General features: G+C 43.8%; 12 protein-coding genes. 10 read left to right on the top strand and 2 right to left on the bottom strand.

All coding sequences use genetic code 11. The features are described 5' to 3' along the window. Window positions 1-117: 117 nt before the first annotated feature. Window positions 118-1,266, top strand: a complete 1,149-nt coding sequence (locus AC1DSE_RS07015; RefSeq protein ID WP_477527531.1) for a glucose-1-phosphate adenylyltransferase — start codon at window positions 118-120, stop codon at window positions 1,264-1,266. 11 nt (window positions 1,267-1,277) lie between these two features. After that, complete coding sequence (gene glgD / locus AC1DSE_RS07010; protein ID WP_339208201.1) at window positions 1,278-2,390, top strand: glucose-1-phosphate adenylyltransferase subunit GlgD; 1,113 nt, start codon at window positions 1,278-1,280, stop codon at window positions 2,388-2,390. 57 nt (window positions 2,391-2,447) lie between these two features. On the opposite strand, the gene AC1DSE_RS07005 is transcribed toward glgD, so the two are convergent. Further along, window positions 2,448-3,386 (bottom strand): AraC family transcriptional regulator, encoded by a 939-nt coding sequence (locus tag AC1DSE_RS07005; protein WP_477509166.1) that lies wholly within the window; start codon window positions 3,384-3,386, stop codon window positions 2,448-2,450. Window positions 3,387-3,581: 195 nt separating this feature from the next. Here AC1DSE_RS07005 and AC1DSE_RS07000 point away from each other — a divergent pair, with 195 nt between their 5' ends. The 8 genes from AC1DSE_RS07000 to AC1DSE_RS06965 all read left to right on the top strand — a co-directional run bounded on the left by AC1DSE_RS07000 (window position 3,582) and on the right by AC1DSE_RS06965 (window position 15,338). After that, a complete protein-coding gene (locus tag AC1DSE_RS07000) occupies window positions 3,582-4,304 on the top strand; it encodes a ThuA domain-containing protein (protein ID WP_477509165.1) in 723 nt (240 codons plus the stop codon). A gap of 617 nt (window positions 4,305-4,921) precedes the next feature. Then, window positions 4,922-7,159 carry a helix-turn-helix domain-containing protein gene (locus tag AC1DSE_RS06995; RefSeq protein ID WP_477509164.1) on the top strand — a complete coding sequence of 746 codons (2,238 nt, stop codon included), beginning with the start codon at window positions 4,922-4,924 and terminating at the stop codon, window positions 7,157-7,159. A gap of 317 nt (window positions 7,160-7,476) precedes the next feature. Next, window positions 7,477-8,361, top strand: a complete 885-nt coding sequence (locus AC1DSE_RS06990) for an ABC transporter permease (protein ID WP_477509326.1) — start codon at window positions 7,477-7,479, stop codon at window positions 8,359-8,361. A 21-nt stretch (window positions 8,362-8,382) separates the two neighbouring features. Continuing rightward, window positions 8,383-9,282 carry a carbohydrate ABC transporter permease gene (locus AC1DSE_RS06985; RefSeq protein WP_477527530.1) on the top strand — a complete coding sequence of 300 codons (900 nt, stop codon included), beginning with the start codon at window positions 8,383-8,385 and terminating at the stop codon, window positions 9,280-9,282. Between the two features lie 121 nt (window positions 9,283-9,403). After that, window positions 9,404-11,113 (top strand): ABC transporter substrate-binding protein, encoded by a 1,710-nt coding sequence (locus AC1DSE_RS06980; RefSeq protein WP_477527529.1) that lies wholly within the window; start codon window positions 9,404-9,406, stop codon window positions 11,111-11,113. A gap of 27 nt (window positions 11,114-11,140) precedes the next feature. Beyond that, window positions 11,141-12,556, top strand: coding sequence for an alpha-L-fucosidase (locus AC1DSE_RS06975; RefSeq protein ID WP_477527528.1), 1,416 nt, complete (start codon window positions 11,141-11,143; stop codon window positions 12,554-12,556). A gap of 345 nt (window positions 12,557-12,901) precedes the next feature. Continuing rightward, on the top strand, window positions 12,902-14,236 hold the full coding sequence (locus AC1DSE_RS06970; protein ID WP_477509160.1) for a multi antimicrobial extrusion protein MatE: 1,335 nt from the start codon (window positions 12,902-12,904) through the stop codon (window positions 14,234-14,236). 52 nt (window positions 14,237-14,288) lie between these two features. After that, entirely contained in the window at window positions 14,289-15,338 is a 1,050-nt protein-coding gene (locus tag AC1DSE_RS06965) for a glycoside hydrolase family protein (RefSeq protein ID WP_477509159.1), read from the top strand. A gap of 118 nt (window positions 15,339-15,456) precedes the next feature. Here the strand turns inward: AC1DSE_RS06965 and AC1DSE_RS06960 are convergent. Further along, a partial coding sequence (locus AC1DSE_RS06960; RefSeq protein ID WP_477527527.1) for a hypothetical protein occupies window positions 15,457-16,375 on the bottom strand: 919 nt, incomplete at its 5' end.

The raw sequence follows: 16,375 nt of genomic DNA, 5'->3' as shown, positions 1-16,375 counted from the left end.
TACATTTTAAATAAATTTTTGAATACATATAGTAAGGAGGAGGTGTGTTTATAATTATCAGAAAATTCAAACAACATTTTGGAGTATCTAATTTTTTTACGATGGGGAGTGAGCCGAATGCAAAAAAAAGAATGTGTAGCGATGCTGCTTGCAGGCGGTGAAGGAAAAAGATTAAGCCATCTCACGTCTAAGCTAGCAAAGCCAGCTGTGCCTTTCGGCGGCAAATATCGGATCATCGATTTCACGTTAAGCAATTGCAGCAACTCAGGTATTCATACGGTTGGGGTACTGACTCAGTATCAACCGATGGTACTGAACGCTTACATAGGAATAGGCAGCTCATGGGATTTGGATCGAAAAAATGGCGGGGTTACCGTGCTTCCTCCATTTATGGAGCAACGAGGCGGGAGCTGGTATAAAGGGACGGCGCATGCGATCTATCAAAATATTCATTATCTCGAACAATATGATCCTGAATATGTTTTAGTTMTTTCCGGTGATCACGTATACAAAATGGATTACTCCCTCATGCTCGAGCAGCACAAGGCAAGGAAAGCGGATGCTACGATCGCCGTAATTGAAGTCCCATTACATGAAGCAAGCCGATTCGGCATTATGGATGTGGATCATGAAGACCGAATTATTGAATTTGAGGAAAAGCCGAAGCTGCCCAAAAATAATCTCGCCTCCATGGGCATATATATTTTTACTTGGGATGTATTAAAAAAGAAATTAATTGCAGATGCGCAGGACCCTGAATCAAGCAATGACTTTGGCAAAGACATTATTCCATCGATGCTCTACAGCAGCCATTCTATTTTTGCCTATCGTTTTAGCGGCTATTGGAAGGATGTTGGAACCGTTGAAAGCCTGTGGGAAGCACATATGGACCTTCTTCTTGAAAATCCACCGTTTACGCTTCATGATGCGAAGTGGCGAATTTACGCTAAAAACCCTAACAAGCCTCCTCATCATATCGCATCTACCGGCAAAGTGACAGGCTCCTTAGTGAATGAAGGATGTATGGTTTTTGGGGAAGTGGATCATTCCGTACTCTTTTACGGTGTTCATGTTGGTGAAGGCAGCCTCATCAAAGACTCGGTTATTATGCCGGACGCAAAGATTGGGAACAATGTCACGATTCATAAAGCGATCATCGGCTCGGGCACTGTCATTCAAGATGGCGCGATTGTAGGCAGCGCGGGTGATGCGGCTGAAATCACTCTAATCGGTGAAAACATGGTCATTTCTTCTCAATTGATATAGGAGTGAATGCGATGAATAATGTTCTAGGCGTCATCAATCTCAGCATTAATCAGCCGCTCTTGCATGAACTGACCTACTCAAGAGCGACAGCGACGGTACCTTTCGGCGGCAGATATCGATTGATTGATTTTGTATTATCCAATATGGTGAATTCCGGAATTAACAATGTGGCAGTACTCGCTCATAACAATTATCGTTCCATCATTGACCATTTGGGTTCTGGGAAAGAGTGGGATTTGGATCGGAAATACCGAGGATTGTTTATTTTGCCCCCTAACAATAGCAATGTTCCCGGCTTTAACGGCGATTTGCAAAATTTTTACGGTTCTCTCGAATATTTTGCCCGCAGCACGGAGGAGTACGTCATCGTTTCAAGCAGTCATATGATTTGCAATATCAACTATACGGAAGCTGTAGAAAATCATAAGCGCACAAATGCAGATATTACTGTCATCTACAAGGAAATGGACGTTGATCGTGACGATTTCTCTAACCTCATTACGCTTGACTTGGCTCGGGATGGGCGAGTCGTACGTATGACAGAAAATCGCCAGAACAAGGAAAGCAACAAAGCCTATATGCGGATGATCATCATTAAGAAAGAGCTGCTTATTAATCTGGTCAAAAAAAGTGTGAATCAAAACTACTATGACCTTGTCCGGCATGTCATTATTCGAAATCTGAACGAGTTAAAAGTGTATGGCTACGAATATAAAGGATATTTGGCCGTCATTAATTCCGTTCAAAATTATTTTAAGCACAGCAAAGAGCTGTTGAATCCTGAGGTATGGAAATCTCTATTTTACGAGCCGGGTGTTATTTACACCAAAATCAAGGATGAACCGCCTGCAAGATACGCGAGTAGTGCCATCGTTAAAAATTCACAGGTGGCTAACGGTTGTATTATTGAGGGAACTGTGGAAAATAGTATCTTATTCCGAGGCGTTCGAATCGGGAAAGGGGCCGTTGTTCGAAATAGTATCGTGATGCAGAAATGTGTGATTGATGAGGATTCTAGCCTTGATCACGTTATTCTCGATAAAGAGGTACATGTCACGCGGGGAAATAAGCTGGCAGGAGAGGAAATGTCACCTACCGTTTTCTCAAAGAAAAGCATAATATAAAACATACAGCGACCGCTTCTCGTTTTTTACGGGAGAGCGGTCGTTTTGTATTTTAACTTACTTCATGCCTTCCATCGCAACTCTGGATTCGCTGCGCATGCGCAGCTTGTATTCTCGTGGTGAGCACTGATTTTGCCGTTTAAAGAGCTTATAGAACTGGGCCATGTTCGTAATGCCGACCTCGTAGCTGACATCCATGATGCTTAGCTCACTCGTCAGCAGCAGCAGCTCGGATCGTTTAATTCGTTTATAGTTGACGTATTCAACGAAAGAGACGCCCATCGTTTTTTTGAAATATTTAATGAAGTAGTGGTAGCTCAAATTAAGCAAAGAACTAGCATCCTCTACGGACAGCTTGCTGCTTAAATGGGTGTCCACATAATCGAGAACGGGTCGTAATCGATTTAGTTCAATTTCCTCTGTATCGTTCAGCAGGTTTCGGCTGTCGCTTCTAAGCAGCAGAAGCAGCAATCGCTTTATAATTGAGCTGATAGCAATCTCGTAGCCTCTCATCCTCGTTTGCGACTCTTTGAATATTTCCAAAATGAAGGCATGGGTTTCTTGCTTGGCTGTTTCGTTCATGTCAAAAATATAATTAAGCTTATCTAGCGGCTCTGTCAGCTCGGAGAAGCAATTCAAATAAGGCATCGTACTCTGGTCAAAATGTTTGCCCAAATCTATCTGAAATACAACATAGTGCTGTACTTCCGAAAGTGGTTTGTGGGAGCGATGTGGCTGGGAGGCGCCTAGCACCATAACATCGCCTGGTCCGAGGACGGCATAGCCGTGCTTGCTTTGCACACCTAAGTGACCTTCAATAATAGCGAGGAATTCTACTTCTTTATGATAGTGCCATGGATGTTTCTCAAGCGTGCTGAAATAGTCAGCTTCGGAGTAAATCTCCCAAATTTTAAGAAACAATAGCGGATTTTGATAAATGACTTCTTCATTGATCGCTTCGGAATGCGTATCAATGGAGGTTTTTATGATAGGCATGGGCATGACCTCCATTTTGAAGTATACCACTTTTGGAAATGTTGAATCAATAAACGCGTCATTATTAGCTGTCTTTTCAGCTCATTTGAAAAAGGAAGACACTTTTGAATATAAAATCAGCATGTTTAAGTATTACGTAAACGGCGCGAATTTTTTATACTGAGATTAACTGAATGAATAAGGAGTGTTCATATAATGGCAAAGGTAACGGTATGGAATGAAAATCGTCATGAGCAATTAAATCCGGTTGTAGCTGGAATTTATCCTCAAGGTATTCACGGTGCGATTGCAGGATTTTTAACTGAAGCTGGCTACGATGCGGGAACGGCTACACTAGATGAGCCAGAGCATGGATTAACGGATGAGGTATTAAACAATACAGATGTACTCATTTGGTGGGGACATCTTGCGCATGGAGATGTAAAGGACGAAATCGTTCAAAAAGTACAGCAGCGCGTGCTGGATGGAATGGGCTTGATTGTTCTTCACTCCGGTCATTTCTCCAAGATTTTTAAAGTATTGATGGGTACAAGCTGTGACTTGAAATGGCGTGAAGCGGATGAGAAGGAACGCCTTTGGGTTGTAGCGCCAAGCCATCCGATTGCTGCAGGCCTTGGGGAGTATATCGAGCTGGAAAAAGAAGAAATGTACGGCGAGCATTTTGACATTCCTGCTCCAGACGAGCTTATTTTTACAAGCTGGTTTGAAGGCGGAGAAGTGTTCCGCAGCGGCTGTACGTTTACACGTGGAAACGGCAAAGTATTTTACTTTAGACCGGGACATGAAACTTATCCAACGTACCATAACAAAGACATTCAACGCGTCATTACGAATGCCGTGAAATGGGCACAGCCGGTAGACCGCAATCGCCCGGTTTATGGAAATGCACAGCCACTTGAAAAAATTTCGGTAAAATAAAATTATAAAAAAAGTAATGTAACGCTTGGGATTTGAATCCCAAGCGTTATTTTGTTTTGAGCACTATTTTGAAGCGTAACATTTAGTCAAAATAGAGCATTGGCAAATGGGGTATAATCCACCATACTAAATGGAGTGATCGCTCGGGCTTGCCTGCCCGATTGCATAGATGAAATCCTTGTCGCACGAACAATACAATAAGCGTGCACTATATCTAAAGCCGGCTGCGTGCTTTTGGATATGGTGCTTTTTAATCCTATGGCCGATTGTAAAGAAAGCAGCGTTAATCGTGTTGGCAAGCGGCTGTTTTGGCGAAAACAATGCAGGAAGTTGAAAACGGTTTATTGATCTTACCAGCGCAACCGCCTAAGATAAATAAAACCAAACTCGCACGGCCTGCACATGAGAAGAGGGCATTGCTCCTGAAGAGGCTGCCATGCCTCGATACGGAAACGGTATCGGGGTTTCTTTGGTTTACATCACCCGGGAAATAATTACAGTGTGCTTTTGCAGAGAAAGTTTATGTGTTCGTTGCATGGCTTTGAAACTTCAGGTAAAGGGCGGCTGTTTATAAACAAGAAAACGGCGCTAATCATCAGAGAAAAGGGTGAGGGCTAATGATGAGCAAATCGTGGTTTAATCGGCTGCTTCTTTCCTATATGCCGATATTTATTATCGTAGTTACCTTCACTTTTTTTGTGTTTTTTCAATTAATTAGTGAGCAGGGTCGGAAAGAAGCTATTAATGCTAACAGCATGTTGTCTTTGCAAGCGATGAGGTTAATCGACACGTCCTTGCGAGCGATAGATAACATGGTGATGAAGGAATCGATTAACAACAAGTCACTTATCGATTTTTTCAACAGCAACGAGAATGGTGACCCTTATATTAACATTAGCGCCGTCATGAAAATGAACGATATGATTTCTTATTATCCGCTCATTGATTCTGTCTATCTGGTTCGCTATGAAGATCAGGTTGTGCTAAGTAATGCGACGGGCGGACATATCGACACCTATCCAGACAAAGCTTTTATCGAGCAATATCGCAATACGATCTCTCAGAAATGGACGGATAAGCGGGCATTTAAGCAATTTACGTTATTGGAGAGCAAGGATGTTGTCAGCCTCGTGAGAGGTGCTCCATTCATGACGGGTGAAAAAGGTATGATCGTTGTCAATGTCGCAACGGATTCTTTGGAGCGTTTAGTTCATGAGCTTTACAATTCGGAAGTCAGCTTCATTCGCATCAAAGACGGAGCGGGCAATGAATTGCTCAATGCGGCAGAACCTGTAGATTCTATGCGCGTTTATGCAAATTATAAATCGAGTTATTCAAATTGGTCTTATATAAGCGGTTTTGTGCAAGGTACGTTTATTCAAACGGTATCGTTGCTCTATAACGTATGGTTTGTAATCGGGCTCCTGATGATCATTGCAGGTCTCGTATGGATGATTTATATATCAAGGCGAAATGCGAAGCCGGTAGAACAAATTGTGTCACGCTTCAGCGGATATAAATTAGCGCTGGCAGAAAGTGGGAAAAATATCGGATCGGGCAGGATTAACGAGTTTGTCTTTATCGAATCCGCACTTGATAATTTAACAGAGCAGGCAAGGCAATATCAGCAGCAATATAAGGAAGATCTTCATTTACGGACACGTAATCTATTCCATCAGCTTATTGAGGCTGGAGCGGAGCTGACGCTTGGGGAATGGCAGCGCGAAGCGCAGCGGCTGCAGCTTCCCGCGCCTGCGGATCGCCATACGCTTATTGTCATGGAACTGGATAAGTACGGAGAGTTTTGCAGCAGTTATTCGCGAAACGATCAAAATTTGTTGAAATTCGCTCTGCGAAGTATTACTTATGAGCAATCGTCACGCTTCGGATACGCGTGCTGGGCAGAATGGACAGCCTCTTCTCGTCTCAGTGTTATTTTATTTGAGAGCGGGAATGCTCCTGCTGCAATGCTAGTTCAGCTATGTGACAGCATTCGGGCTTGGATTGAACAAAATATGAAGTTCACGATTAGTATAGGAATCGGTGATCCAGCCTTGCAGCATTCTGAAATCGCAAAGTCGTTTCAACAGGCTTTGGAAGCACTTAATTACAAAATGGTGCTTGGCGAAAATCGCCTTATTACACGCGAGGATATGATGAGTCAAGGCCAAGTTGAAGTATACGCTTATCTTGGGATGATTAGATCGGCTGTTTATGCCTTCCGCAAATCAGAAGCGAGCTGGAGAGCAGAATTAGACGATTTGTTCAGCCAGATGAAGCAAGGCTTGCTCACTAAGGACGAGATTATGAATGTTATTAATTACTTGCTTTATAGTTTGGGACGCGAGCTGTCTGCTCTCGGCAAGGAATTTAATCTCGTATGGGAAAGCGAAGCACTGCCGGTTCTAACGGGGAAATTGGATAACTGCCATTCTCTGGAAAATATGCACGAGGCGATCATCGGTAAAATGACAGAGCTTGAGCATACGCTTGCAGATATGCGATATAGCGGTCAGCATGCCGGCATTATTCAGGAGATGCGGAGAGTTATTGAAGAGGAATATGTAAATCCGAATATGTCGCTTGAATATTTAAGCGAGAAATATGATATGAATGCCAAATATGTGAGCAAGCTGTTCAAAGAAACAACAGGCCAGAAGTTCATTGATTTCTTAATTGATATTCGGCTGAATGAAGCGAAGCGGCTTTTGAAAGAGACACGGAGGACGGTTCAGGATATTGCGGAAGAGGTTGGCTACACAAGTGCGATTTCGTTTACGAGAGTGTTCAAGAAAGTGGTTGGATGCTCGCCAGGCGAATACCGTTCAGAGACGCTGAAGCAGCAAAATGGCTGAATATACATGGTGTTGAAAATCGTTAAGCGCAAGAATTATGTTAGTTCTTTTATCGAAAAATGGATGCTATAGGGACGGCAGCACCGATAGTATAAGGTGCTGCCGTTTCTTATGGAGCAGCGATGCGAAAAAGGTTAAGCGAGCAATTAATGTATCTTGTTGCATGGTGAGGGCAGCTTATAAAATGATCACATGAAAGCGCAACCAAAAATGAGAATGTTAAAGGAGGCTAGCCCTTGTCCAAAGTTAATCATGAATGGCATTCCGTTCCGCAGGCCTTTGCACATCCAGCAAGAAGGTATGGGCCTCTACGCAAAATGGCTCGCCACTGGCAATTGTATATCGTCATTTTATTGCCGATTGCTTATCTCATTATATTCAAATATGTCCCCATGGCTGGCATCGTGATCGCGTTCAAAGATTACAACGTCATTAAGGGCATCTTTGGAAGCGAGTGGATCGGGCTAAAATATTTCAAGCAGTTTTTCGAATCACCAAATTTTTGGCTCTATATGAAAAATACGCTTGGCATTAGCTTCTATGGCTTGTTAGTCGGCTTTCCAGCCCCAATCATCCTTGCGCTTGCGCTTAATGAAGTGCGCAATGGACTATTCAAGAAAAGTGTACAGCTGGTTTCTTATGCACCTTACTTTATATCAACGGTCATTATGGTATCGATCTTAATTGTCAACTTGACCCCAAACGTGGGGATCGTCAGCAAATTGTTCCAAATGCTTGGCGTGGAAAACACAAACTTTATGGGTATTCCTTCATTATTCAAATCCATCTATGTCTGGTCGGATGTGTGGCAGCATACCGGTTACGGGGCCATTATCTATATTGCGGCATTAGCTGGCGTCAATCCTGAGCTGTATGAAGCGGCAAGGGTTGATGGGGCATCGAGAATACAAAAAATTATTAATGTCGATATCCCTAGTTTAATTCCGGTATCCGTCATTCTTCTTATTCTTAATTTAGGCAATCTGATGAAACTCGGTTTTGAGAAAATTTATTTAATGCAAAATCCGCTTAACCTAGCGACCTCAGAAGTCATTTCTACTTATGTGTATAAAGTGGGCTTGCTGGGTTCGAGCTTCAGCTTCTCAGCAGCAATCGGAGTTTTCAACTCCGTTATTAATTTAACATTGCTGATTGTCGTCAACTATATCGCTAGAAAAATTTCAAATAATAGTCTGTGGTAATTGAGGCAGAAGGGAGACTTTATGAAAAAAAACGTTACCATTCGAGAATCAAACGGAGATCGTTTATTCATGGCATTCATTTATGCTTTTCTGACTGTGGTTCTATTAGTGGTGCTTCTGCCGCTTCTCTATATTTTAAGCTCTTCCTTTAGTTCGCCGCAGGCTGTCGTCTCCGGCAAGGTATGGCTGTTCCCGGTCCATTTCACGCTCGATGGCTACAAGGCGGTATTCAACAATCCGCAGATCGGCACTGGATTTATGAATTCATTGTTCTATACAGTAGTCGGAACGATCATTAATGTTATTCTGACGGTCATGCTTGCTTATCCGTTAGCGAGGAAAACGTTTTATGGAAGAAATTTTTTCATGGTTCTTCTTGTTATCACGATGATGTTTGAGGGCGGGTTGATTCCGTATTATTTGGTTGTCAAACAATTGCATCTGCTGGATACAAGATGGGCTATGATTTTGCCGGGAGCTCTTGCCGTATTCCAAGTCATCATAGCACGAACCTTCTTCCAGACCAGTATTCCTGAGGAGCTGTCCGAGGCGGCGGACCTCGATGGCTGCAGCGACATTCGGTTTATTTTCAGCATCGTACTCCCGCTCTCGAAACCAATCTTGGCCGTTATGATGCTGATGTATGCAGTAGGACATTGGAATGCATATTTCGATGCACTCATATTTCTGCGATCCCAGGAATTGTTTCCCCTGCAAATCGTATTGCGTAATATTCTAATTCTAAATACGGTGGATGCGTCGATGATTTCCAATGCGAATCAGATGCTTGCTCAGCAGGGACTAAAGGATTTATTGAAATATTCATTGATAGTTGTTGCTAGCGGACCTGTACTCATCATCTATCCTTTTGTTCAGAAGTATTTTGTCAAAGGCGTCATGATTGGTTCCTTGAAGGGATGAGTAGGAGGATTTCTTTTGGAGGGGGGATGGGTTGCCTTTGGGGCCGAGGCAATCATTCAGTTACAAACGTTACAGCATGCTGCTAGGATTGACTAGGATATAACAAGGAGGAGTCGGTTTTATGAGAAAAGGATGGAAAAAATCCAGTGCAATCTTAATGTGTGTCGTACTTAGCTGTGTTGTTATTCTAGCTGCTTGCAGCAAGGATACGGGGAAATCCGGCAATGGCAAAACAGAGGAAACAGGACAAAAAGAAACAAATGCTGTGCAAGAGGATCTTTTTACAGCTGTAGGTACGTATCCCATTGTGAATAAGCAGATGACGCTTAAGATGTTTGCTCCTCAGCTTCCTACGATCGAGAACATGGAGACGAATACGTACACGAAGTTTTTGGAAGAAAAAACGAACATTAAGATTGCATGGGATCTCGTTCCAAGCAATGCGCTTGAGGACCGCAAACAGCTGATGCTCGCGAGCGGTGATTATCCGGAAGTCATTTTGCAAGCTAATCTTACAAGAGAAGAGCAAATGAAGTATGGGAAGCAAGGCGTATTCCTTCCTTTGAATGAATTAATCGATAAGTACGCTCCTAATATAAAAAAAGCTCTAGCAGATATTCCATATATGAAGTCTTCTATTACAGCTCCAGATGGAAACATCTATGCGCTGCCGCAAGTCAATGAATGCTACCACTGCGATAATGCTTTGAAGCTTTGGATCAACAAGGCTTGGCTTGACAAGCTTGGACTCCAGCTGCCTACAACAACGGAGGAGTTCTATCAGGTCATGAAGGCATTTAAGGAACAAGATCCGAACGGAAACGGAAAGAAGGATGAGCTTCCGCTTACAGGGTCCGATGAAATGTGGGCTGGCAACGTATCCGCTTTCTTGATGAATGCGTTTATAGTAGATGATTATACCGAGAAAAATGCCGGCACCTTCTTATCAGTTAAAGATAGCAAAGTCGACTTTGTAGCTAACAAGGATGAATGGAAGCAAGGGCTTGAATACTTGAACAAGCTGTACAAGGAAGGGTTGATCGACCCGGCAGCCTTCACACAAAATGCGGATGCGATTCAACAGCTGGCGAACCGCGAGCCGGATAACATTATGGGAGCTGTGACAACCGCGCTTATAAGCTATGGCTATAATATGTCGGAAACTCAGCCTAGGCACAAGGATTATGTGACGCTGCCTCCGCTGAAAGGACCAAGTGGCGTACAGCAAACGCTTAACTTCGCGGGCATTAGCAAATCGCAATTTGCGATTACGAATAAGGCGACCGCAGATCAACAGATCGCTGCGATCAGACTAGCCGATTATTTGTTCACGGAGGAAGCGATTGTGCTGCAAGAGAATGGCCCTGAAGGGCAAGGCTGGCGCAAGGCAGAGGACGGCGAATTAGATATTGATGGCAAGCAGGCTAAGTATGCTTATATTCAACGGGAGAGCAAGCAAACGCATAATGATGGCTGGGAGCAAATTGGCCCTTCACTTCGTACCTATGCATACCGTTCCTCTTGGATGGCTATTCAGGACCCGCTAGCAGACGGTGGATATGGAACACGTTTGAATACGGAATCGAAAAAATATGAATCATTCCATTCCAAAGAAATGTATCCAAACGGCGTATTCATTGCGCAAGATGATGCGGAAATCGCTGCTCAGCTCAAAACAACGATTATTGATTATACAAAATCCAATATGGCACAGTTTATTACGGGCTCCAAAGACATCAGCAAGGAATGGGATGCTTATGTAAAAGGTTTTGACGGCTTGCAGCTTGGCAAATACATTGAAATTTATCAAAATGCATTGGGCAATTCTTAATAACCGAATGGAGGAGGCTTTGCAGCAATGAGCGAACTATCCAGTGATAACGTGCTAGAAGAAACAGAAGAGCAAGAGCTTCATGAAGGCGTGCATAATTTTAGCAGCGAGCGTGATTGGATACGGCCTGATAATCCAGTTACGCTTGAGCGATTGGAATGGTTTAAGGATCAGAAGCTCGCACTTATGATGCACTGGGGACCTTATTCCCAGCTAGGAGTTGTAGAGTCTTGGGCGCTAAGCGACGAGGATCAGGATTGGTCGCGTGAAGGCATTGACTGGGAGAAGGATGGCGAAGCATTCAAGCAGCAATATTTTGATTTAAATAAGACGTTTAATCCGATTCGCTTTCAGCCAGACGTATGGGCAGATCTAGCGGAGGAGGGAGGTTTCAAATACCTCATTTTTACGACGAAGCATCATGACGGATATTGCATGTGGGACACAAAAACGACGGATTATCGCATCACTGATGAACAGACACCGTTTCATACGCATAAATATGCCGATATTTGCCGTCATGTATTTGATGCATTCCGCGCGAAAGGGTTGTCTATCGCCGCCTATTTCTCGAAAGCAGATTGGCATACGCCTTATTACTGGGCACCGGATATGGAGCGAAGTCTTACTAATACGCGGCGTGGGCCTACTTACGACCCGCAGGAGCATCCTGAGCTGTGGAACAAGTTTGTCGATTTTACACACGAGCAAATTACTGAGTTATTGACGCAATATGGCCGAATAGATGTCCTATGGCTTGACGCCGGCTGGGTAAAGCCGCTTCGAAGCGGTCAGGACATTCGCCTTGGCGAGATTGTGGAGAAAGCAAGGGAGCAGCAGCCATGGCTGCTCTCGGCAGATCGCACAGTAGGCGGACCGTATGAAAACTATGTTACTCCTGAGCAGACCATTCCGACTGAGGCGATGAATATCCCTTGGGAGAGCTGCATTACGATGGGGACGTCCTTCTCTTTCCGATATGAAGATAAATATAAACCGACGCGCCAAATCGTGAAGATTTTGCTTGAGGTTGTAGCTAAGGGCGGCAATCTCGCGTTAAATGTAGCTCCGCAGCCTGATGGCAGGCTTCCCGAAGGAGCTATCCATCGTATGAAGGAACTGGGTGCTTGGCTGAAGGTGAACGGTGAAGCGATTTATGGTACTCGCATTTGCGCGCCTTACTATACAGGCAGTCAAGCGTTCACGCAAAAAGGAGATTATGTTTATTGTGCCAACCACTATCCATCAGATGATACTCTAGTATCAGAGACGGTCTTTATTCCTTATGAAGGCTTGCTGGAGTCGATTGAGCTGCTCGGAATGGAAGGAAAGCTGAACTGGACACATGAGAACGAAGGGATTTCCGTGCAGCTGCCTGAAGTTGCCGTGAAGGGACCTGCACCAATTGCGCATGTGTTTCGGATGTTGAGGAAAATAACTTGAGGTCGTCTGCTATAGCATAGGAATAGATTGTTCAAGATATTAAGCTTAAGCATGTTGCACTCAGCAACATGCTTTTCTCTTGTGGAAAAGGATAAAAGAAATATATTTATCGTATATGAAAACAACAAATGAATCCTTTCAACCAAAAAAGAAGGTGAATCGGGAAGAAATACCAGTTATACTTAAAAAGTGCGTTTCACATGAATCAAACATGATTCGATGACGATAACGGAATCTGCTCCTGAGACGTTTGAAAGTTCAAATACGTTCGGCGGCCGCTTCTCGGTATCTTTTCCGGGAGGAGGACGCCTACACTTTTTTACGATATGGCAAGGAGAAGCAGCTATGAACCTATCATTATCAGAGCCACAGAAGCAAGCAGTAAGCATGAAAAAGCTTTGGTCTTTTTTTCTCCCGTTAGGCATTTCGGCAAGCTTAGTTACGATTTCACATGTCATTATCAATAGTACCTTAAGCCGAGCGGCTAACCCTGAGAGCATCATTGCCAGCTATGCCATTGCGATGAGCTTGCTTGCTATTACAGAGAGGCCAGCCGTGCTGCTGCGGCAAACCTGCTCCACACTCGTTCGCGACAAACGGTCGTTTAAATCGACGCTTACCGTTGCACAGCTTGTGTTTGCCAGCATTATGCTATTAGGTTTTATAATCAGCTATACTCCGGTTGGAACACTTATTTTCAAGGGAGTGTTCGGGGTTAGTGAAGACAATGTCCATGATGTTATTCGAGTGTATAAGGTATTGATGTTCGTAAGCTTGTTCTCTGGCATTCGTTGTCTCTACCATGGTGTCATTATTTACAATCTGCGTACGAAATGGTTAACCATTGGCATGGCGATTAGACTGGCAGGAATGTATGCGCTTTCGCTTTATTTTATACATACAGGCGTTACCAGCGGGGTTGTTGGAGCAATTATTTTCTTATTCGGCATGATGATCGAAGCAGCTGTCAGCTATTCAGAAGGACGTTTACTGGTGCGCAAAATGCCCGAAAAGCTGGACAATCACCCTGTTGAAAACAAGCATCATGTATTTTCTTTTTATCGGCCCTTACTGTTTTCCTCGTTTATATCCGTATGGATCGGACCGGCGATTAATGCGATGCTTGGGAAAACATGGGATGCGCAGCTAGCCATTTCATCGTTTGCTATTGCGGCTAGTTTAGTTATGCTTCTCAGCAGCTTTTTCAGTTATTTCCATCAAATTGTGATTAACTTTTATCGTGTCGATCCTTTAGCTGTCCGAAAGTTTATATTAATGCTTGGTTTTATTCCTGCTATATTAATGGGATTGATAGTATATACACCCGCAGGCGTATTTTTACTAGAGCATGTGATCGGCGTTCATGGACGGCTGCAGGCTGAGAGCATACGAGTATTGCAAGCCTTTGTGTTGTTCGCGCTCGTTATGCCTTGGCTCGATGTCATGAATGGAATCGTGTTTGTGAGAGGGCAAACGAAGCTGATCTTTGGTTCTCAAATTGCCAATCTCAGCTTTACCTTCATCACACTTCTAATCGGCATTGGGCTCGCGCCAGAATGGAACGGGACAATAGGGGCATGGGCACAATCGATCGGCATGACGGCAGAGCTCCTCTTCGTAGCATTGGCGCTGAAATTTGTTAAACAGCCTGATCCTGTGCCAATGGGTAAACGTGGATAGATTCACCCTGCAATATTCGAAATCGACTCATTAATCGACGAGGAGAATGATCATGGGAAATCGCATATATGAAAATCTATTGCCGGCACCGAAGAACGGTGGATTTAAAATGGATGGCTATTATATTTGGTGCGGCTCAGTTGTGCAAGGCGAGGATGGAAAATATCATATGTTTGCTTCAAGGTGGCCTAAGGAATATGGCTTTGCTGCGCAGTGGCTGTTCAACTGCGAGATTGTTAGAGCAGTTAGCGAAACGCCTGAGGGGCCTTATACTTTTGCCGAAGTTATATTTGAGCGAAGAGAGCGCAGTTATTTTGACGCTTTGAATCAACATAATCCGTCGGTGAAATATTGGAACGGAACGTACTATCTTTACTATTTTGGAACGACTTATGGAGGGCCTATCCCAGCAGTGGGAGAGAAAATAAGTCAAGAAAGAGATGTCGAGGTTTGGAATCGAAAAAGAATTGGGTTAGCCACTTCGATATCTATATTTGGACCGTGGGAGCGTCCAGATGCCCCTTTGTTAGAGCCAAGAGCGCCTGGGCATTGGGATTGTACGATTACAACCAATCCATCAGCAGCTATATTGCCGGACGGAACGACGTATATGATTTATAAGTCGAGAGAGTATGCGGGCTCTACCTTGCAATTAGGCGTTGCCCGTGCTCCTCGTCCAGAAGGTCCGTATACCCGTTTGCAGGAGGAACCGATTTTTCAGTTTGACAATCCAGACTTCCACGTCGAAGATCCGTTTCTGTGGTGGGAGGATGGGAAATTTCATATTTTAATTAAAGATGATTTTAAAAACGATTCGGGCGGTGTCACTGGCGATTGGGGAGCGGGCATCTATGCAACAAGCACCGATTGCTTGCACTGGGATATTTCAAATGATCCTAAGGCGTATACAAGAGATGTCCTGTGGGATGATGGCACGAGGACGGTTCAAGCGAACATCGAGCGTCCTAATTTGTTGTTCCATGATGGCAAGCCAACCCATTTATTTCTGGCAACCGGAAACGGGACTCAGCCTTGGGATTTTGAAGGGAACACTTGGAGTATGGTTATTCCTTTAAAGAAAACAGTGTCTGAGCATAGCTGAGAACAAGCTTTGATTTTTGCCTAAAGACTCTAATCATTCATTCACATAAAAAAGGCAAACGATCACTTTTGTTAAAGTGACTGTTTGCCTTTATTCATTATTTCTCTAATTTGCTTATTTAGTTTCGATCTGTTTGCAGGTCTGTTTCCTTGCTCGTACGCTTGAAATCCTCGTCCCATTTGTAACGTTCATTATAGATTTCCATTACTTCTTGATATAAAGGGCTGGCGCCTGCGTGCGGACTGCTTTGAAGCATTTGATAAAGCCGCAAGAAACGGTCTTTAGGAAGCTTTCGTGCATAGCGCATCAGCAAATAGGGGTAGAGTGTGATGTATCGCTTCATCCTGACCGCCGCACCGGCAACACCAACGAGAATGCTCTCGCCATGCTCCATTTTCAAAATCTGCGCCTCGTGAAGTAAAACATAACGGAATGTATTTTCTTTCAGCAAATCTCTTCTGATTTTGGCAAGCTCGCCAATATATTCAACGAGATCGGGATTAAAATGATCCATTAACAAGGGGTCCAGCATCAAATCCATATCCTTGCGCAAAACAAAGGATTGAAGCAGCAAAATTTGCTCCAGTCGAAGCTGGTCGGTATGGACGAGCGCGCCAATTTCACGCAGCATTTCATACGCAAGCGGTTTATCGCCGCTATGGAACACTTGAATAGCTGTTTCTCGGTCATTTACTAGACCTGCAGAGAGGGTATATGCCTCTTTTTGAAATATTTTTTGCAGCTGCAGGAGCAAAAGTGCAGGGGTCGACCGCTTCTGCAACGTCCATAATAGAGCGACTAGCAGCATTCCTCCGGCAACAATCAAAGTGGAATGCATTGCTGATTCGCTCATTGCAAATCCGACAATGATAATAAACAAAGCAAAAAACCGCTCTTTCCACATCTTAAGCTTCAGCTTATAAGCTGCCTGAGCTTCAACATTTTTTAGGGCAAATTTGCCGCACACGGGGCACTGCGCATCACCCAGTACTGTAAAGTGGTTGCATCTTCGGCAAATTTTAAGTTTATTATAAGGA

It is taken from the genome of Paenibacillus sp. 01L418 (assembly GCF_056400045.1).
Note: the sequence above shows the minus strand (reverse complement) of the source record. Positions and strands in the feature narration are given on the sequence as shown.

Coding starts and splice junctions, on each gene's coding strand:
- AC1DSE_RS06995 (WP_477509164.1), top strand. CDS start 4,922: ATGATGAGCAAATCGTGGTTTAATCGGCTGCTTCTTTCCTATATGCCG.
- AC1DSE_RS06980 (WP_477527529.1), top strand. CDS start 9,404: ATGAGAAAAGGATGGAAAAAATCCAGTGCAATCTTAATGTGTGTCGTA.
- AC1DSE_RS06970 (WP_477509160.1), top strand. CDS start 12,902: ATGAACCTATCATTATCAGAGCCACAGAAGCAAGCAGTAAGCATGAAA.
- AC1DSE_RS07005 (WP_477509166.1), bottom strand. CDS start 3,386: ATGCCTATCATAAAAACCTCCATTGATACGCATTCCGAAGCGATCAAT.
- AC1DSE_RS06985 (WP_477527530.1), top strand. CDS start 8,383: ATGAAAAAAAACGTTACCATTCGAGAATCAAACGGAGATCGTTTATTC.
- AC1DSE_RS07000 (WP_477509165.1), top strand. CDS start 3,582: ATGGCAAAGGTAACGGTATGGAATGAAAATCGTCATGAGCAATTAAAT.
- AC1DSE_RS06990 (WP_477509326.1), top strand. CDS start 7,477: ATGGCTCGCCACTGGCAATTGTATATCGTCATTTTATTGCCGATTGCT.
- glgD (WP_339208201.1), top strand. CDS start 1,278: ATGAATAATGTTCTAGGCGTCATCAATCTCAGCATTAATCAGCCGCTC.
- AC1DSE_RS06965 (WP_477509159.1), top strand. CDS start 14,289: ATGGGAAATCGCATATATGAAAATCTATTGCCGGCACCGAAGAACGGT.
- AC1DSE_RS06975 (WP_477527528.1), top strand. CDS start 11,141: ATGAGCGAACTATCCAGTGATAACGTGCTAGAAGAAACAGAAGAGCAA.